At 40.0% G+C, this 19039-nt stretch carries 14 protein-coding genes and 1 pseudogene; 2 read left to right on the plus strand and 13 right to left on the minus strand.

What is annotated here, in order from left to right:
- Nucleotides 1-52: 52 nt before the first annotated feature.
- Both mutY and recX read right to left on the minus strand, forming a co-directional pair.
- The gene (gene mutY, locus IGJ66_RS08275) at nt 53-1240 is read right to left on the minus strand and encodes an A/G-specific adenine glycosylase (protein WP_430616489.1); all 1188 of its coding nucleotides are present in this window, start codon (nt 1238-1240) and stop codon (nt 53-55) included.
- Nucleotides 1233-2033: a recombination regulator RecX gene (recX, locus tag IGJ66_RS08280; protein ID WP_067480787.1), complete on the minus strand. Its 801-nt coding sequence runs from the start codon at nt 2031-2033 to the stop codon at nt 1233-1235. The genes mutY and recX overlap by 8 nt, the downstream gene beginning before the upstream one ends.
- Nucleotides 2034-2140: 107 nt before the next feature.
- Here recX and rlmD point away from each other — a divergent pair, with 107 nt between their 5' ends.
- Complete coding sequence (rlmD, locus tag IGJ66_RS08285) at nt 2141-3517, plus strand: 23S rRNA (uracil(1939)-C(5))-methyltransferase RlmD (RefSeq protein WP_430616490.1); 1377 nt, start codon at nt 2141-2143, stop codon at nt 3515-3517.
- Between the two features lie 94 nt (nt 3518-3611).
- Here the strand turns inward: rlmD and IGJ66_RS08290 are convergent, their stop codons facing one another.
- The 8 genes and pseudogenes from IGJ66_RS08290 to IGJ66_RS08325 all read right to left on the minus strand — a co-directional run.
- The gene (locus tag IGJ66_RS08290) at nt 3612-4859 is read right to left on the minus strand and encodes an LCP family protein (RefSeq protein ID WP_067480781.1); all 1248 of its coding nucleotides are present in this window, start codon (nt 4857-4859) and stop codon (nt 3612-3614) included.
- A gap of 391 nt (nt 4860-5250) precedes the next feature.
- The gene (locus tag IGJ66_RS08295) at nt 5251-6255 is read right to left on the minus strand and encodes a DUF916 and DUF3324 domain-containing protein (RefSeq protein ID WP_430616491.1); all 1005 of its coding nucleotides are present in this window, start codon (nt 6253-6255) and stop codon (nt 5251-5253) included.
- 33 nt (nt 6256-6288) lie between these two features.
- Nucleotides 6289-6897, minus strand: a complete 609-nt coding sequence (locus IGJ66_RS08300) for a WxL domain-containing protein (RefSeq protein WP_430616492.1) — start codon at nt 6895-6897, stop codon at nt 6289-6291.
- 24 nt (nt 6898-6921) lie between these two features.
- Nucleotides 6922-8286 carry an adhesive domain-containing protein gene (locus tag IGJ66_RS08305; protein WP_430616493.1) on the minus strand — a complete coding sequence of 455 codons (1365 nt, stop codon included), beginning with the start codon at nt 8284-8286 and terminating at the stop codon, nt 6922-6924.
- A gap of 33 nt (nt 8287-8319) precedes the next feature.
- The gene (locus IGJ66_RS08310; RefSeq protein ID WP_430616494.1) at nt 8320-9807 is read right to left on the minus strand and encodes a Mur ligase family protein; all 1488 of its coding nucleotides are present in this window, start codon (nt 9805-9807) and stop codon (nt 8320-8322) included.
- Nucleotides 9808-9836: 29 nt separating this feature from the next.
- Nucleotides 9837-10076, minus strand: a complete 240-nt coding sequence (locus tag IGJ66_RS08315; protein ID WP_067480764.1) for a hypothetical protein — start codon at nt 10074-10076, stop codon at nt 9837-9839.
- Nucleotides 10076-11761, minus strand: a complete 1686-nt coding sequence (locus IGJ66_RS08320; RefSeq protein WP_430616495.1) for a hypothetical protein — start codon at nt 11759-11761, stop codon at nt 10076-10078. Before IGJ66_RS08320 ends, IGJ66_RS08315 begins: the two co-directional genes overlap by 1 nt.
- A gap of 1835 nt (nt 11762-13596) precedes the next feature.
- Nucleotides 13597-15420: pseudogene (locus IGJ66_RS08325) on the minus strand (adhesive domain-containing protein); the annotation flags it as partial.
- 482 nt (nt 15421-15902) lie between these two features.
- Here IGJ66_RS08325 and IGJ66_RS08330 point away from each other — a divergent pair.
- On the plus strand, nt 15903-17351 hold the full coding sequence (locus IGJ66_RS08330) for a helix-turn-helix domain-containing protein (protein ID WP_430616496.1): 1449 nt from the start codon (nt 15903-15905) through the stop codon (nt 17349-17351).
- Between the two features lie 136 nt (nt 17352-17487).
- On the opposite strand, the gene IGJ66_RS08335 is transcribed toward IGJ66_RS08330, so the two are convergent.
- From IGJ66_RS08335 to IGJ66_RS08345, 3 genes are all read right to left on the minus strand, one after another.
- The gene (locus IGJ66_RS08335; protein ID WP_067480755.1) at nt 17488-17688 is read right to left on the minus strand and encodes a cold-shock protein; all 201 of its coding nucleotides are present in this window, start codon (nt 17686-17688) and stop codon (nt 17488-17490) included.
- A 136-nt stretch (nt 17689-17824) separates the two neighbouring features.
- Nucleotides 17825-18433: a superoxide dismutase gene (locus IGJ66_RS08340; protein WP_067480752.1), complete on the minus strand. Its 609-nt coding sequence runs from the start codon at nt 18431-18433 to the stop codon at nt 17825-17827.
- A 114-nt stretch (nt 18434-18547) separates the two neighbouring features.
- Nucleotides 18548-19006: a GtrA family protein gene (locus tag IGJ66_RS08345; protein ID WP_075492071.1), complete on the minus strand. Its 459-nt coding sequence runs from the start codon at nt 19004-19006 to the stop codon at nt 18548-18550.
- Nucleotides 19007-19039: the final 33 nt, after the last annotated feature.

Raw genomic sequence — 19039 nt, forward strand, 5'->3', positions numbered from 1 at the left:
GTGTTCATTACACCGACATCGTAATTATTATATCAATAAACTTTCTCTTTGCCTAGGAAGGATTACTATTGTTTCTATTTTTCTCAAGTTGTTCCACCAATTTCATTTGAACTTTCGGAAAAACAAATTGAGCAAACTTTGCTTCAGCAGTCCACAAAGCAGCTTCTGTTTCCGGTAACAGCTGATTAGTCCTGCTTGTTGCTCGCCCGTAAAACAAAAGAACATGCCATTTTAAATGACTGAACACATGGACTACCTCGCCCAAATGACGCTTTTGCCAAACGACTGTCTCTTGGTGTGCAAAGGGTAAATCTATCTGTTTTTCTGCGACCAGTAACTCATCAAACAAATTCGGTTGATTGTCAACAACTGATGCCCATTCTTGCTGAAGTTCCTGATACCGTTCAAGTGTGACTTCAACTAACGGAAACGTCCACATGTCTGCCAATAACTTTTGACTGGTTCGTTTTTCCAAATAAAAGCTTCCTGCTTGATCTTGAATTGCTGCTGCCACATAATAAACATCTTTTGGCTTTGCTTTTTTTGTTTTAACAGGAAAGTTGGTTTGTATTCCACGTTTATTTGCTAAACAAAAAGATTGAATGGGACAAATCTCACATTTAGGTGACGTCGGTGTACAAATAGCCGAACCTAAATCCATGAATGCCTGATTGAATTCTCCCGGATGTTCTTCGTCAATAATGCTTCGAACTGCTTCATCAAAAACTTTCCTACTAGACGCTTTCGCAATGTCTTCTTCAATGCAAAACAAACGACTCACAACTCGCATCACATTTCCATCAATTGCGGGTTCAGGCAAATCAAAGGCAATGCTAGCAATCGCTCCCGTCGTATAAGGACCGATTCCTTTCAACGAACTAATTTCAGCAACTGTTTGGGGCATTTCCCCACCAAATTCACTCATGATTTGTTTCGCTGCTGCTTGAATATTTCGAGCGCGGGAGTAATAACCTAACCCTTCCCAAGCCTTCAATAATTTTTCTTCTGGTGCATTGGCTAACTCCTCAATCGTTGGAAACCACTCCATAAACCGATAAAAATAGTCGATAACTGTATCGACGCGCGTTTGTTGTAGCATAATTTCTGAGATCCAGATGCGGTATGGGTCGTGATTATAGCGCCAAGGTAAATTCCTTTTTTCTCTTTCATACCACTCAACAAATTCTTCCTGAAATTCTTTTGTCTGCTCTGTTGACCAGTTTTTCCATTCTTTATTCACTGATTTCTGCTTCCTTTTCTGAAATAAATCGTTGAATCAAATCCAGATTGAATCCTTTTTGATACAGACTTTGTTTGACTTTCATTCTGCGTTTTGTTAAATCAAAACGTGCATTCTTTCGCCATAATTTTTCGCCTTGGCTTACCAACAACTCATACTCAGCTTCCTCATCAACTTCTTGTGGTAATTGGGCAATCGCCTGCTGGATGACCTCCGAGTTAAAGCCTTTAGTCATTAAATTTTGTTGGATTTTTCGTAAAAGTTCTTTCTGACTTTTTCCATGATTTTTTTTATATGCTTTTTGTGCCGCGATACTGGCAACCTCCACTTGGTCTTCAAAAAGATATTGGCTCAATGCTTGCTCGATGATTTCTGGTTTTAGCCCTTTTTGCTGTAATTGCTGGCTCAACTTTCTGGGACCTTTGTCACTCAATCGCATCTGAGTTCGGACGTAGCTTTCTCCGTAAACAAGATCATTAATCAAATCTAATTCTTTCAATCGTGCAACGATTTTATTTCGATCTTCTTGAACAATTTCTTTTTCTTTTAAATAGGTACGAATTTCTTTTTCTGAACGTAATTGATAACTCAAATAATTCAATGCTTGTTGAAAACCAAAGTCTTCTCCACTGCTTTTTTTGATTTCTTTGATTAATTCTTCATCTAACTCTCGTCCCTTTAATAAACGATAACGAATTAAAACATCTTCTGACACGCGCAGTGGCTCGCCAACAGATAAATCGACTTGGTAAAAAGGGCCTTTGCCTTTACTGATCCTCGTCACTGTTATCATGAAACTCCTCCTCGAACATATATTCTCTATCATATCATAGAAACTCCCCGCCGACAGCGATTTTGTGATAGAATAGACCCACATCAAACGAAAAAAAGGAGATACCTATGGCAGAAACAATTGTCAAAACCGGACAAACAGTTCCTTTAAAAATTAAACGACTTGGTATCAATGGTGAAGGCATTGGCTACTTCAAACGATTGATTATTTTTGTTCCCTATGCTTTACCAAAGGAAGAAGTACTGGTAAAAATCACCAAAGCAACACCTCGCTACGCTGAAGCAGAACTTGTGAAAGTGAAAAAGCCGAGTAGCCAACGTGTTGTCGCTCCCTGTCCTGTTTATTACGAGTGTGGTGGTTGTCAATTACAACATTTAGCCTACCATGCACAACTCGATTTCAAAAAAGATTTGCTTTTACAAGCACTTGAAAAATTCAAACCAGCTGGCTTTCGTCATTTTTCTTTATTACCAACGATTGGCATGGAAGACCCTTGGCGTTATCGTAACAAAGCCCAATTTCAGCTAAGAAAAAACAAAAAAACAAACCAAATCGAGGCTGGTTTGTATCAAGCGAATTCACATAACTTAGTTCCGCTGACTGATTGCTTAGTCCAAGAACCTCGAACACAAAAAGTGATGAATACGGTCGTTCGCTTGTTAAATAAATATGATCTACCCATTTATGACGAACGAACAAATAGCGGTATCTTTCGAACAATCATGGTTCGTGTGGGAATCCAAACGGGGGAACTACAAGTCGTCTTCATTACTCGTAGCCAAAAGTTCCCACAAAAAAATGCACTGATTCGTGAAATCAACGAGCGATTACCCGAAGTAGTTTCCATTATGCAAAATGTTCAACCGCAAAAAACTTCTTTAGTAATGGGTGACGAAACAATTCATCTTTGGGGAAAAGAAGCAATCGAAGAACGAATCAATGAAGTCACTTTTGATCTATCGCCACGCGCCTTTTTCCAACTGAATCCAGAACAAACAAAAGTTCTTTATCAAGAAGGAATCAAAGCACTGGCAATCGAAAAAGATGACACAGTTGTGGATGCGTATTGTGGTGTTGGAACAATCGGGTTAAGTGTTGCAAAATATGCCAAAGAAGTTCGCGGAATGGACATTGTTCCTCAAGCAATTGATGATGCAAAAAAAAATGCCACTCGTTTAGGCTACGACAACACTCGCTATGAAGTCGGAACGGCAGAAGAACTTTTACCTAAGTGGCTCGAAGAAGGGTTCCAACCAGATGGAATTATCGTTGATCCACCTCGAACTGGTTTGGATGCGAAATTAGTTCAAGCTTTGTTGAAACATCCAGCCAGAAAATTGGTTTATATCTCTTGTAATGTTTCAACCTTGGCGCGCGACTTAGTTGAATTAACAAGCTGTTATCAAGTCGACTACTTGCAATCTGTCGACATGTTTCCACAAACTGCTCGCTGTGAAGTCGTTGTAAAGCTAACAAAAAAATAAACGGATAAAAAGAAGTTTTCATTTCCGATCGATCAACCAAAATCGCCCTATTAAAAGTTACTCAACGACTTTTAATAGGGCGATTCATTTTTAGTTAATAATTTCCATTGTAATTATATTGATTCGTATCTTCTGGTGTATATTGCTCATATGTTTCTTGATTGTTGTTTTGATCGTAGTTATTTTCAGTACCATACCCATTGTCTTGATTGTTATAGTCTTGGTTATAATTACCGTTACCATCTGAGTAGGTTGATGAATAATCGTCTGAATAACTGTTGGAATAGTCATTTGAATAATTATTTGAGTAGCCATTTCCATCGGTGACAGTGCTACCCGAAGTTAGACCCGTTCCATCTTCTGAATCATCATAAAACATTTGATACGCATTGTCATTTTCTAAATTAGGCAAAGTACTACTTGTTTTCAAGTCTAATTGTTTTTTCAATTTGTTTTGAACTTTCAATAACTCATTTTGACCAAGAATTTGGTAATAAATTTCGTTAATTGTCGTGCTTTCTCCTTGCAGTTGTCCTTGATCGATTTTGCTGAATGCTGCAGTGTAATTCGTTGCAACATCTAACATGTCGTCCCACTCCAAGTCTGTCTTCACGTTGTTTTCAACTGCTTTTAAAATCTTTTGATAATTGCTCACACCATCTAGACTTAGTACTTTGTTGACGATTTTTGTTACAACTTCACGTTGACGACGTTGACGACCAATGTCCCCTTCTGGATCTTCATGGCGCATTCTGGCATAAGCTAATCCTGTTTCACCATCCAGCTTTTGTTTGCCAACTGGCACGTGAACACCATCTAGGGTAAAGTCGATTTTATTATTGACTTCAATCCCACCAACTGCATCAATCAAATCTTTCATTCCATCCAAATTGATCGTCACATAGTGATCAAGTGGTATGTCCAACAACTGTTCAATCGAATCCATTGCCATTTCAACTCCGCCAAATGCGTAGGCATGATTTAATTTGTCCACTGTTCCATAGCCAACGATGTTCGTATAAATATCACGATCCAAGCTGACAATTGTTGAAGTTTTCTTTTCTGGATTAACTGTCACAACCATCATGGTGTCTGAACGTCCTTGTTCTGTTCGTCCCAATCCACCAGTATCTAGTCCGAGTAATAAAACGGAAAATGGTTCTCGATCGTCAATACTAACTTTGTCCGATCGTTTAGTTGAAACTCGATTTAAATTCTTTGAAATTTTGTTGACTGTTTGATTTGCTTCACCCATAAATTTGATTCCATATGCCGAAAGTCCGACAATCAAAAGAACAAAAACTCCGAGAAAAGCTAAAACTACTTTTTGCCACCGCTTCATAGTACACCTCTGTTTCACATTTTCTAAAATATTTTCTCATACAACAATTTATTCAGCAATTCCCCACTTTAATCATAATAAAACTTTAAAAAACAGGAACAAAATGCGAGGAAATTATGTAAATTTTCAAAATTCTTCATTATCATACCATAGCACTTCTTTTGAGAAAAGTCAGAATTGTGCATAAATGAGCGATAAATTGACAGAAAATGAAAATTTATGCTGGAAGTTTTGGCACTAAGTAGTTATCTCCAAGCAATGAGAACACTTTTCTAAAAAATATGTTCTCTTTTTACCTATCCTATTCAAGAACACTTTTATGATAAAAAATTTCTATATACCACACAAAAAAGCTGGAACACCACACTGTCCCAGCTTTCCGGTTCAAACTTTATTCATTTTGGTTATTTTTTCGTAATTTGTTTAGTAACCAGACAATGACTAAAACCAGTCCCACGATTGTCCCAATCCCTAGCCATATCAACCATGGAAACGGCTTTTCAGGTTCTTCAATTGAAGCATCTTTTCTATTGTAAGAGTCAGATGTCTTCTTGCTCACCTTGAATAACGTTTCATCACTCCAATGAAAGTCTTCTTTACTAACTGTTATCTTTAAACGATACGTTCCCTCCTCAAACTTTTGTCCTTCTAAAAAAATCAAGTATGCCATCCCGCTATTCGGAGCAAATCCGATTGCTTGATTCCCACTTAATTGAGGAGTTTCTTCATTTCCGTTAAATAACTCATACTGAATATCAGCTGTCGATAAATACGTTGCCTTTGTATTTCGTAAACCTACCTTCACAGCATTTCTGCCATTAACTTGAGTTGGGGAAGCTTCCTTCATTTCAAGAACAGGTTCAATTTTTTCTCGTTCATTTTGTAGCAAGACAGCTATTTCTCGAGAAAAGACATTTTGAATGTTACCTTGTGCTTTTTCTCGTGGCTTTTCTTGAAGATAAATTCCGCCAGCAAGCACACCTTCAAATGGTTTATTTGGCATTGTGACAGTTAACTCAAGAATTTTTTGTTCATTTTCTTTTAAAGTAAATTCTTTTTGTGACAATTGAACTACTTCCTCAATATCGGCTGGTAATGCTTGTGTTGTATCCTGGTTTTTCCCTGAATACTCGACGACACCAAGTTGGTTCGTTCTTGCGCGATTAAAAGAAGGAATAATCGTGACTGGCGACTCTTTTAAATTAGTCACGGTTACTTTTAACTGAACCTCTTGTTCAGGTGCTAATTGCAAATCAAAATAGGCATCATTTTGGGAAGGTATTTCCTGATTCGGCTGAATTTGCGCATCAAAACTTTGAAGTGATTCTCCCTGAACCGGTACTATAAATCCCAAACTCAATCCTACTATTCCGAGTATTCCAATCAACCATTTCACAATTATCCCTCCTCTTTTCATCTACTCAAGTTTTTATGGTTCGGGTGTTGAAGAAAATGTCCAATTCAAGGTTGTCGTATACTCTGCTGCTACTTTATTCGTATTAGCTGGTACCGCTAAAGAAAACTGGTCAATTGCCAAAGAAGTATCCCCAGAATTCTCCCCAGCAGTTGCACTTAATACCGTAAATTCTTGGTTAAATACCTGAATAGCTAATTCATCATTTTCATAAGTGCTTATTGGGCTTAAAGATAAGTTATTTGTAACTGAACCAAACGATAAACTTAACACTGCATCTGTCAATTCCACTTCGTCACTCGTTTGAAATTGTTCGACTTGTGCTACTTTCACCAGCCAAGTTCCTGTAAGATCTCCTCGGTTATCTCGAACGTCAACTGCTCCAGTTGTTGCAGGCGCTGTCTGTTCACCAGTCGTAGTAGCAATCCAGTTTTCCGGTGTGACGGTTTGAATTGGATGTTCACCAAAATTTAAATCAGTCGGAATCTCACTAGTGTAATCGAATTCCAATGCTCCAGGGATATAATTCACTTCACCTTGTGTCTGTGAGTCTGCCAAAACAAATTGACCAGAGAATAAGCACAGCCCTAACATCGCTAAGCTTGTAAAAATTTTCTTTTTCATAACAATTCCTCCTCCTTTAGCAATCTAACTAGGTGTATCTGACAACACCCACTCCAAAACGGTTTGGTAAGTTCCCGTCGACTTCACAGCTTCTTTTGGAACAAACAGTTGAAATTCACTCAGATTTAATAGAACATTACCTGGTTGCGTCGTTCCATTTAACTGGACAAGAGTTTGTTGAACGCCAACATTTAAGCCAACTGTCTGATTGGCAGTGCTACTAACTGAACCTGCAGGAAAAGTTGAAATCAGATCAGCATTTTTAATTTGTAATTGTGCCAAAAGTTCATTCGTACCTTGGTTCCATGAAGTTAGCTGCTCCACTTTTAACTGCCAAAATTTTTCTACCAATCGCGTATCACTAATTTGAACAACCCCTGTCGTTACTTGTTGATTTTCTTTAGCAATCAGTAACTCATCTATTTGCGTTTGAATGGTATGTTCACCAAAATCCAAATCACTTGGAAGCAATGCCGTTTCCATATCTAATGATCCTGCAGAAAAATAAATGGCTGTCTGCGCAACAGATTCTTCTAGTTGGATCAACGTTTCATCTGTCTGGATAAACATTCCTGAAAAATTTGCAACATAATCACTTGTAATCGCAGGTGAAGAAATTAAAAAAGGTAATGATGCTTGCGTATTTCCTAAAATTGAACCTGCTACCAACGCACGACTATCCGCAGAAGTCGGTGAATTCAAGTTATTAATCAATTGATTCAACGCCGTTGTAAACGGTGTTAATAACACTCCCAAAACCGTTCCAATTAGAGGAATTGCCGTGACAACAGTCAATAGATTTTGAACACGATTTTTTAACGTGGTAGCCAAAATCGGTAATAACCCTTGACTAATAGCTACTTCAAATTGTGTGCTAGTTCTTGGGGTAATCGCAAGAGACAAATTTTGACTACCAAAATTTTCCGAGGTTAATTCCGTTAATGCTTGGTTCACAGCCGTTTTATTTGCTGCAGAGACCAGTGGCGAATTAACGATCAGAGAAATTACTGAACTGATTGTCGGCATCAATACTTGTAAAGGGGATTGGCTCAAAGGAACAGTCACCGTCGTCTGTACAGTTGCAGGCCCGTTAACTTGAACATAACCAACCATCTCCGTTGGAATTTCAAGTATTCCGTATTTTTCACCCGTTGTAATCGCTCCAATACCTACGCCATCTTCTCCCGTAAGCACAAAAGTAACTGGCGTATTTTCCACATGCAAAAATGGTTCTTCTACCGTGGTTTGACTGTTATTTGAAAGTGTCGTTGTCCCAAATAGTTCTAAAGAAAGTGCATGAACGACATAAGTCTGACTTAAAATAATCCAAACCAAGCAGAAAGTCATTCCAAGTATTTGCCAAACTTTTTTTCTTTGAAAAAAACACATCTAACCCCCTCCCTCGCATCAATTTGAACTCAATCAATGAACCTTTTGACTATTGAAATTTCTCCCTAAACTACGGATATACTGATCAATTTGCTGAAAATCGCTTCCTGTTACTGAGCCTTTAGCTAAAATCAAACTATCATCACTCAGTAGCGCTTCCAATTGATTGGATAATTCTTTTAACGTAGCAAACCAGTGAAACTTCGGATCGTTTTGTTGCTCCAAAGCAAAGATTTCTTTGAACTGTTCCCCATAGCCAAAGATATAATCAGCGTCGGCATCTTCCATATCTTTTTTGATTGCAAGATGAACAGATTTCGCTGCATCTCCTAAATCAGCAATTTGTCCTAAAATCAGAAAACTTTTTCCTAAATAATAAGGACGTACATCATTAAAATAACCAATTGCATTTCTCATAGCCGGTAATGAAGCGTTGTGGGTGTCATCAATAAACGTAACTTTTTTTTGTGGTGCAATCGTTATTGATGATTTTTCTAAAATTTTGTGTAGTGGTCTAAATGTCTCAAATTTTCTAAGATAAGGCTTGATCGTCCCTTCCACCTCATGAACCACTAGTAACGTTGCTAAGGCATTGGAAATCATTCCAGCAGAAGAAACTGTTAGATTGACAGCCATTTCTTCGCCTAAAAAAGAAATCACTAACTCACAGTATTCTCTTTTTTGTTGCCAGTGTTTGACATAGACATCAGCTAGTGAATCTTGTAATGAATAAGTGTAGATTTTCGCCTCTCTTTTTCTGGCGCCATCAACTAAAATAGTGAACTCTTCTCGTCCCATATCTTTATTGATAATTGCCGTTCCACCTTTTTTTAACCCTTCAAAAATCTTGGCTTTGTGAATTGCTACACCTTTTGTATCCTTCAACGAGCTAAGATGTGCTTCACCAATTGAGGTCACCAACGCAATATCTGGTTCAATCAACTTTGACATAGAACCAGTATCATAGGAATTCAATGCATTTACTGAAACTTCTAAATTAAAAACTTCTGGATCAGTTAATAACTTGCTCATATAAAGCGGGACCGCAAAACGTACATTGTGATTTCCTCGGTTTTCTAATACTTTCTTTTCTTTAAATAAATGAGAAATCATCATTCGCGTCGATGTTTTTCCCGCAGAGCCGGTAATGGCAATCACTGGTTTAGTAAAACCTGCTCGCAGCTTAGCTGACAAGTTCAATAGAAATTCCCAACTATTCGGAACGATAAACTGTGGAACCTGAACTGTCTCATCTGTGATTGGATGTTCCGTTACAATCAAGCCAAACTCATTTTCTCTTCCAGCAATTTGTTCATTGCCATCTAACCATTTAACTGGTTTTCGATTGATATAATTTCTTCTTCCAAGCGTGATACAAACAAAAATCGTTGAAGAATAATCATGGTGTTTCTTTAAGTGTCCTGAGAAATATTCTAAATCTGTTATTTCTTGATCCAAATTTTCATACTCTCTGAAATAATTTCCTTCGATTTCCGTTAGCAATGTTCGAATGGTCGTCATTTTTTCACCCCACCTTCTTCATTTATCGGCTACCAGCGACCACGTCTTGGACGTGCCTGGTTCACGTATCTGGTTGCTGTTTTTTTAATTCTTTCAGGTGAATCATTCTGGTCGTTTTCCCAAGGATACAAGCCATTTTCATCTTTCTCATACCCAGTTAGATCTGCTGGAGGCTGCTGACCTTTCCGCTCTTTTTTCCGGCGTACCTTAAAAATAAAATAAGATAAACCAATCAAAGATAACGCAATAAAACGAATCGTTCCAACCATTAGAATCCCTCCTCTTTATTGGTATGCATTCGATAATTGATCAAGCCTGACAGAAAGTGCTCCGCATCGTCAATTCGCATTCGAAAACGGTCATGTCGGGCAAAAAAACCATAACAAACAACAGCCGGCTGTTTAAAAAATTGCGCAAATTCTGGGAACATCACACCTGTTGTTATTTCATGTAAAGCTCTCTTTTCCATCACCTGATTAATTCTAGATTTTGCTTGAAAAAAATCTTCATCTAATGGAAAGATTTCTTTTCTAAATGGACTCACTTCTAATTTAGTCATCATTTTTGATGCTGCGACTAACAATTCCAACATGGTTGGATAAGCAGTATCACGTTTATCAATGAAATTGATATTTTCCAGAGCGTTTTTTAGCCCAAATTGATAATATTCCTTTTTCTGTTGATATTTCAGTAATTCATTTGTCGCATAGCTTAACCAATGGTCGTGATATTTTTGATAATTATTAGCAACGAACTGTGCCATTAGACCTTCGCAGATTGCCAAAATTTCTTGCTGTTTCAAAATCTCATAAGCACGTAACAACGCAAACAAAATTTCACCGTCATAGTAAACGATTCGGAATTGCTCTTTCACTTGCAATTGACCATCCAGCACATGAATTGTTTTCTTTTCTGCTGTTAAAAACTTATCTTCAACTACTCGAATCAGCTCTTGTAAAAAGGAATGAAACTGTTCGTCTTGAGTTAGCTCAACATACTTGGAAACAGCGAGTATCGCCGTTGCTTGTGCGCCTAGCTTATACTCCACATCTTTTGTTAGTTGCTCTTTAATAAAGAGATAATCATCGAGTTCAACTGTTAAGTGTTCCATCCCCCAGAGCAATCCATCTTTTACTGATGCCAGCATCTTTTGATCGGAAAAGTATTCGGCTGCTTCTGCCAACGCATATAAGGAAGAAAAATGTCGAACTGAATTATAACCTTTAATTGGTTGATCATAGCAGGGATAATAGCCATAAATAAATTTTCCAGTAGAAGTTAACTGATTTTCTAAATAACTACTCCCTTTAGCAATAACCAAGTCTGTCATTTGTGCTAAATTTTCTCGAGAAATTTCCCGTATTCGATTCCCATTTCCATAGTCCTTGATCGGTAAAAGTTTCCCCTCCTCAAAGTAATAGGACTTCGTTTCAAACAAATAAAAGTCCGAGCGCTGTAAGTAACTTAGATCTTGTTCATTTCTCCCGTATTTTCGTTTGACATAACCACGGTAGTTTTGTTCATCAATTTGTAAATCTGGAAGATTTTTTCCTACTTTATGTGCTTTACTTGGTTTCAAGATTGCATTAGCAACAAGTTCTTCCATTAAGAAGCTTCGTTTTCGTAAACCATCGATCCTGACATTAAAATCAACGTAGTTATTTCGGCGAACTTTTTTTAAACCTGCTAAAAACTGGGTAAAATCGATTTTTGTTTCTTTTGTCAAAATATCAATTCTTAAATAAGGAGCTTGATTGAATTGATTGATTTTATATGCGGATAAAAAGTTGTTCCAGATTGTCTTGAAATTGTTGCCATAAAATTCAATGACTCGTCCGCGTTCACTAAAATCACCGGTGCTAACAATCAGCAGTTTATTAGTCGCACTCGTTTCAACTTGATCAATGATTTCTTTGATTGAAGCCAAACTATTTTCGGTCGTCTGAACAAACATATCCTCACCTCATGAAAGATTGATGAAGAGAATGCTCCCTTCATCAATCTATTTTATTTTCCTACTTGGCTTTATTTATTCTTTTTTCCTTTGCGAAGTTTCCAAATCCCTAGTCCAGAAATAAACGCTGTTAATGCTCCTAGTAATGAGGTTGAAGCACTTGTTTGATCAGATGTTTTCGGATAAGTTTTTGGACTCGTCTTCGATGTCGCTCCAATTCCAGTCCCACCTTTACTACTTGGTGGATAACGGTCATTACCAAGTTGAAGCGGTAATTTTGGTGTCGGTCCTGTTTGCTTAACTGGAGTAGGATCATCATCGTCTGCATCGGCATCCGCATCGGCGTCAGCATCGGCGTCAGCATCAGCATCCGCGTCTGCATCGGCATCGGCATCGGCATCCGCATCAGCGTCGGCGTCGGCGTCAGCATCGGCATCTGCGTCAGCATCGGCATCGGCATCGGCATCGGCATCGGCGTCGGCATCGGCGTCAGCGTCTGCATCAGCATCCGCGTCGGCATCGGCGTCGGCATCCGCATCGGCGTCAGCGTCGGCATCCGCATCGGCATCGGCATCCGCATCCGCATCCGCGTCGGCATCGGCATCCGCATCGGCGTCGGCGTCAGCGTCAGCATCAGCATCTGCATCGGCATCTGCATCCGCATCCGCGTCGGCATCGGCATCGGCGTCAGCGTCAGCGTCAGCATCAGCATCTGCATCTGCATCGGCATCGGCATCCGCATCCGCGTCGGCATCGGCATCGGCGTCAGCGTCGGCGTCGGCATCCGCATCGGCATCTGCGTCGGCATCTGCGTCGGCATCAGCGTCGGCATCCGCATCTGCATCTGCATCAGCATCGGCATCCGCATCCGCGTCGGCATCGGCGTCTGCATCGGCATCCGCATCCGCATCTGCGTCGGCATCAGCATCGGCATCAGCGTCGGCGTCAGCATCGGCATCCGCGTCGGCGTCAGCATCCGCGTCGGCATCTGCGTCGGCATCTGCGTCGGCATCTGCGTCGGCGTCAGCATCAGCATCTGCATCCGCATCGGCGTCGGCATCGGCATCGGCATCGGCGTCAGCATCGGCGTCAGCATCAGCATCCGCGTCGGCATCGGCGTCAGCATCAGCATCGGCGTCGGCATCGGCATCGGCGTCAGCGTCCGCATCCGCATCGGCATCGGCGTCAGCATCGGCGTCGGCGTCAGCATCGGCATCCGCATCGGCATCAGCGTCAGCATCAGCGTCGGCATCTGCATCTGCATCAGCGTCGGCATCAGCATCAGCATCAGCATCCGCGTCGGCATCCGCATCAGCATCCGCGTCGGCATCCGCATCGGCATCCGCATCGGCATCTGCATCGGCGTCGGCGTCAGCATCCGCATCAGCATCAGCATCCGCGTCGGCGTCAGCATCAGCGTCGGCGTCGGCGTCGGCATCCGCATCGGCGTCAGCATCCGCATCCGCATCCGCGTCGGCGTCGGCATCGGCATCTGCATCAGCATCGGCGTCGGCATCCGCATCCGCGTCGGCATCAGCATCGGCGTCGGCATCGGCATCCGCATCCGCATCGGCGTCGGCATCTGCATCAGCGTCAGCATCCGCATCGGCATCAGCATCGGCGTCAGCATCGGCATCAGCGTCAGCGTCGGCATCCGCATCGGCGTCAGCATCGGCATCAGCGTCAGCATCCGCATCGGCATCCGCATCAGCATCTGCATCCGCGTCGGCGTCAGCATCAGCATCCGCATCGGCATCCGCATCAGCATCTGCATCCGCGTCGGCGTCAGCATCCGCATCCGCGTCGGCGTCAGCATCCGCATCGGCGTCGGCATCCGCATCGGCGTCGGCATCAGCGTCGGCGTCAGCATCCGCATCGGCGTCGGCATCCGCATCGGCGTCGGCATCAGCGTCGGCATCGGCATCCGCATCAGCATCGGCGTCTGCATCCGCATCAGCATCGGCATCGGCATCCGCGTCGGCATCGGCATCGGCATCAGCATCGGCATCTGCATCTGCATCCGCGTCGGCATCCGCGTCTGCATCGGCATCCGCATCAGCATCGGCGTCAGCATCGGCATCGGCGTCGGCATCAGCGTCGGCGTCGGCATCAGCATCGGCATCGGCATCGGCGTCAGCATCGGCATCAGCGTCGGCGTCTGCATCAGCATCAGCATCGGCGTCGGCGTCAGCATCAGCGTCGGCGTCAGCGTCGGCGTCAGCATCGGCATCCGCATCGGCATCGGCATCAGCGTCGGCATCTGCATCCGCATCGGCGTCGGCATCCGCATCCGCGTCGGCATCATCGTCGTCTTCATCCGGAATAAATGCTTGCGTTGGTAAACTTGGAATCTCATTCTCATCGTAAGCAATCAACTGAATTTCATCTAATGGATCAACGTCCTCTGAAGAAATTGGAATAGTAAAGCTTCCTGTTACTTCATCCGCTGGTCCTTCACCAATCAATACTCCATCTTTATAAATTCTTACTGTAGCACCAGGATCAGCCATACCCGTGACTTCATAGCCATCAGCTACATTTCCAGTCACCTCAACATTGTAAGGAGCAGTTACATCACTTGCCTCATAGAAAACCGGTGTGTACCCGTCATAATTTGAAGCAATGTCAATCGACAATAGACTTGATTTAATCATCGTTGCTAAAAAACCTGCTTCATAGGGATTCGAGATGTCTACTCCCGCTGTCAATAAGTCTTGATAAGTTGGATCTTGGATCATAGTTGGAATGGTCACGGTTGTTTCACCAAGCACACTGCCATCTACTAAATTACCAATCAATGCAGAACCTACGTTAACTAGAGCTAAAGCCGTATTGTAAGTGAGTGTAAATGCTGGTTTAAGTGTGGCATTTAACGTTCCATTAACTGCCGCTGCTGCTATCGGGCCACCAACACCCGAACCCGTTGCTTGGAGTGCTTGCACAGCATTATTTAAGTCTGTTAAAATGTCCGTTAGTGATTCACGAATGATTACTTCAAGAGCACCTTCGAGTTCAGCATAGATGTATTCATCACCTTGAGCTTCGAGTTGCAAAGCAACATCAGCAGCCGTTAAGTTACTTAGATTGTTTAATAAGTTTAACTGCGCATAGACTTCTGAAAAGTTCACATTAATAGTGGCTAATGGATTAGCGACATTCGCTAACGTAATTGCTGACTCCACACCACTTACTAAGGTAGTCACCGCACCATTTACAACTGTTAGTAACGGATCTAAGGCATTCGTAGGAAGCAGAATTTCGGTTGAGAATGTTCCATCACCATTTGGCGTTACTAGTCCTTGCATTTCTTCTGGAATTGCTAGAACTGCTAGACGATTTCCTGGTAAAACACTTAAATCAATTCCACTATCTGCTGATATGATAAAATCAACAGCACGACTAGTATTTTCTAAAGGATAAGGGGCAGAGCTGGTGGTTCCACTTGTATTATCCGAAGTTAAATTACTGAATAGCTGTCCGCTAATCAAATCTGCGTAAACTTCGTTCGTTTCAAGGGTAAAAAGTGGCGTAGCAATTGAAATTGGGGCTAACCCTAACAACATACCTGTTGCTAACGACGTTCCTACAAGCAAGTACTTTCTTGAGCGGCGCTTAGCACTTGCTTTTTGGTCCATTAATTTTCGGTAGTCCTTTTTCATGTTTATCCTCCTTTTTGAAACACATCTCCTAACTGTCCTGTCCTCCGACAAAAGAATAAATATGTGAAGTAGCTAACGACCTCCCCTTTATATTCGATTTTTATACCTAAAAGGCGCCTTTTTAGGTATTTTCATTCACTAGCAACTTAAGTTATTCGGAGTTTATCAAGGGTATATTATAAAATCTATTATTTTGCTCGTTAGTCAATAAAATAACCACCATTAAACGAAATTGTTACTTTAAGATTAAAAAATAATCAAAAATGTATTATAATATTCACCATAAATAGATAAAAACTCTTATAAAACAAATAAATCTATAACACGCAAAAAAGATAAAATATCATACGATATTTTATCTTTTTGTAGTTTTACGTTATTTTTTCTTATTTTTTGCGTTTATTAAGTTACAAAAAACGAGAATTTTTAACGACCTTTACTAATACTATCTATTTTAAATAATTTTTGGAGGAATAACTTATATGAATCAATTTTTTAGTTTAGAACGCCCGATACAAATGCAGTTGACCATTCTTGAAACACTTTACTTTTCAGAAAAGTCTTATTCTTTAGAGAAACTTGCTCACTCAATCTCATCTGACAAACGATCAGCTGCTCAATATTGTCAAAAAATCCAAGAATTACCAAATGCGATTCATTTTTCCAAAACTTCATCCTATTATCGTTTCTCAGGTGATGCAAAAGAGTATCAGCTCCTACGTTCAGATATCTTAGCTCTATCGCCGATTTTCCAACTAATTTACCAGTTAATTTTACTTTCTAAAATTCAAATAAACGAGTTCTTGGATTCACTTGAAATCAGTGAATTTATTTTGCGTAGACATATGACACAATTAAATAAAAAACTTGATCCTTATCAAATCCAAATCAAAACTAAAAAAGGAGACATTTACCTAACTGGAAAAGAAACGCAAATCCGCTATTTTAGTTATTTAGTTTTATGGGAGACTTATCGTGGCGTAACCTGGCCTTTTTCAACCGTTGACTTTGAACAAACATTATCTGATGTAGAAGGTCTTTTTGAAGCTGTAGGTCAGCAACCAAATAAAATAAAAGCTCTGCAATGGTGCTATATTTCTGCCATTAATCTCTTACGATCCTCTCAAGGACATTTAATCGATAACAAGACATTACCTTCGTTTACAACACAAATCTGGAAAGAATTTTCGGAAGAAGTGGAAAGCTTTCAGCAAGCAATTGGAGATAAACTTTCGGAAACAGAATTACGTTTTTCTTTTCTCTGGATGCAGTCAAAAACAAATTTTTATTTAGCAGAAAATTTTTTGGAAAGAGCGCTAAAGCTTCATTTGGCAAAACAAACTTCAGCAAGATTATTTTTGATTAAGTTTTTTTCCTATTTAAATACATTGAAACGAAATCAGCTTAACCATATCAAAAAACGTAAGCTGTTAAACGCAACCTTACTAGCTAACTCGATGCACGCCATTTTATTTCCGAACTTTTTAACATTAAATAAAGAATTTATTTTTGATATAGAAGAAAAACATCCAAAACTCTTAGAGGAAATGACGCGTGTCTGTACCGAGTTCAAGGATCAAGACCAAGCGCTCTATTGGTTACAACCTTGGATTTTGACGGAAGCATTCCTGATTATTGCTCCACCAACTTATTTTGATAAACAGGTCAATATCAAATTTGAAAGTGACCTTCCTCATTCACTAGAGTTAGCGACAATGAAAAAAATCAATGATTCTTTACGTCCGTACATCAATGTTTTTATGACAAATGATCTTGTGATTCAACCAGATTTGATTATCCGAACAACAGACACGTTACTTACCATGCCAAAATTTGAAGAAGAACCAACAGCTGTTACAATTTCCATCCAATACATTGAAAAACAAATCCATTCACTGGTTCACTTCATTAAAGAACGTTTTACTCCATAATCCATTTTTTCTATAAATATAAATAAAAAAGGAGTCATGGCATACGCCACAACTCCTTTTTTGCATGATCTTGTAAAAGAAGTCAACTTTTTTCAAAGTCACTTGTTTTTGACAAGATCGTTTTATTCAACAAATATTATAATTTAGTCACTTCAGCAGCTTGAGGTCCGCGTGAACCTTCAACAATTGTGAATTCAACTTCTTGGCCTTCTTCTAAGCTCTTGAAGCCATCTCCTTGAATTGCTGAGAAGTGTACGAATACGTCATCTCCGCCATCTACTGTAATAAACCCAAATCCTTTTTCATTGTTGAACCATTTAACTGTTCCGTGTTCCATAAGTGTATAGCCTCCAAAAAATGTTCTTGTAAGAATTCTTCTTACAAAAATATTATACCGAATTTAGAAAACGCTCGCAAGGCTGTTTTTCACTTTTTCCGGAATCAGTCAAAGAGAGAGCTAACACATAAACATGTTATTTTGCTTGTTCAAACTGTTTATTTACTTCATCCCAATTCACAAGGTTCCAGAATGCTTCGATGTAATCAGGACGTACATTTTTATAGTTCAAATAATATGCATGTTCCCACACATCCAAGCCTAACACTGGTATTTGACCTTCCATCAAAGGTGAATCTTGATTAGCAGTTGAAGTAACAACTAATTTGCCATTATCAACAGCTAGCCAAGCCCATCCAGAGCCAAAACGACCAGTTGCAGCAGTTTTGAATTCTGCTTTAAATGAAGCAAAATCACCAAAAGCAGCATCAATTGCTTCTTTGATTGCTCCTGTTGGTTCGCCACCGGCATTTGGTGCCATAATTTTCCAGAAGAATGAATGGTTTGCGTGACCGCCACCGTTATTGCGAACTGCAGTTTTAATATCTTCAGGAATAGCATCCATATCAGAAATTAATTCTTCTACTGATTTTTCGCCAAGTTCTGGATATTTTTCGATTGCTGCATTTAAATTCGTAACATAAGTATTATGGTGCTTGTCATGATGAAGGTGCATTGTTTCTTCATCGATATAAGGTTCTAAAGCATCATATGCGTATGGTAAATCAGGTAATGTGTAAGTCATTGAAAATCTTCCTCCTCAGTAATTCTGTTAGTCTTTACACTCAAAAGAGTAACAAAGAGTTGAGATTTCTTCAAAAGTTATGCCTACGATTTTTGTTATTGTTCTTCGATTTGATCATTTGGTTTCTTTGATTTCATCGATTACCTCAGTTTTTTTGAAAATAAATAACTTACTGAATACATAGTTAGCCAAAACAACTAAAATTTGTGTAATGATTTTGGCCACATACTCATTACTATGGAGCCCCTGAATTAGTAAAATCATAGCGCCCATATCCAGTCCATAGGAAACAATTCGATAAAAAAGAAACTTGCCAAATTCTTCCAGCACGTGCCAAAAACTTGGTGATTTAGAATGAAAAACCCAAATTTTATTTGTTACAAAAGCGAACAACACTGAACAAATCCAGGAAATCGTATTGGAAACAACCATGCTGAAACCAAATACTTGTAATGCCAACGCAAAGGTCACGAAGTTTACCACCGTTGCTAGTCCGCCAAAAAAAATGTACACAAAAATTTCCCAGTACCCTTTTTCTTCTAAAAATTTTTTGATTTGCAGATATGCTTTCATTTTTGAACCTACCTTATTAAAATTCTTATTTAT

The organism is Enterococcus sp. DIV0176, from assembly GCF_050528535.1.
Taxonomy (GTDB): Bacteria; Bacillota; Bacilli; order Lactobacillales; family Enterococcaceae; genus Enterococcus_B; species Enterococcus_B thailandicus.

Bases quoted from the DNA above. Each gene is read 5' to 3' on its own strand.
- recX (WP_067480787.1), bottom strand. From the start codon at position 2,033: ATGATAACAGTGACGAGGATCAGTAAAGGCAAAGGCCCTTTTTACCAA.
- rlmD (WP_430616490.1), top strand. From the start codon at position 2,141: ATGGCAGAAACAATTGTCAAAACCGGACAAACAGTTCCTTTAAAAATT.
- IGJ66_RS08290 (WP_067480781.1), bottom strand. From the start codon at position 4,859: ATGAAGCGGTGGCAAAAAGTAGTTTTAGCTTTTCTCGGAGTTTTTGTT.
- IGJ66_RS08300 (WP_430616492.1), bottom strand. From the start codon at position 6,897: ATGAAAAAGAAAATTTTTACAAGCTTAGCGATGTTAGGGCTGTGCTTA.
- IGJ66_RS08305 (WP_430616493.1), bottom strand. From the start codon at position 8,286: ATGTGTTTTTTTCAAAGAAAAAAAGTTTGGCAAATACTTGGAATGACT.
- IGJ66_RS08310 (WP_430616494.1), bottom strand. From the start codon at position 9,807: ATGACGACCATTCGAACATTGCTAACGGAAATCGAAGGAAATTATTTC.
- IGJ66_RS08315 (WP_067480764.1), bottom strand. From the start codon at position 10,076: ATGGTTGGAACGATTCGTTTTATTGCGTTATCTTTGATTGGTTTATCT.
- IGJ66_RS08320 (WP_430616495.1), bottom strand. From the start codon at position 11,761: ATGTTTGTTCAGACGACCGAAAATAGTTTGGCTTCAATCAAAGAAATC.
- IGJ66_RS08330 (WP_430616496.1), top strand. From the start codon at position 15,903: ATGAATCAATTTTTTAGTTTAGAACGCCCGATACAAATGCAGTTGACC.
- IGJ66_RS08335 (WP_067480755.1), bottom strand. From the start codon at position 17,688: ATGGAACACGGAACAGTTAAATGGTTCAACAATGAAAAAGGATTTGGG.
- IGJ66_RS08340 (WP_067480752.1), bottom strand. From the start codon at position 18,433: ATGACTTACACATTACCTGATTTACCATACGCATATGATGCTTTAGAA.
- IGJ66_RS08345 (WP_075492071.1), bottom strand. From the start codon at position 19,006: ATGAAAGCATATCTGCAAATCAAAAAATTTTTAGAAGAAAAAGGGTAC.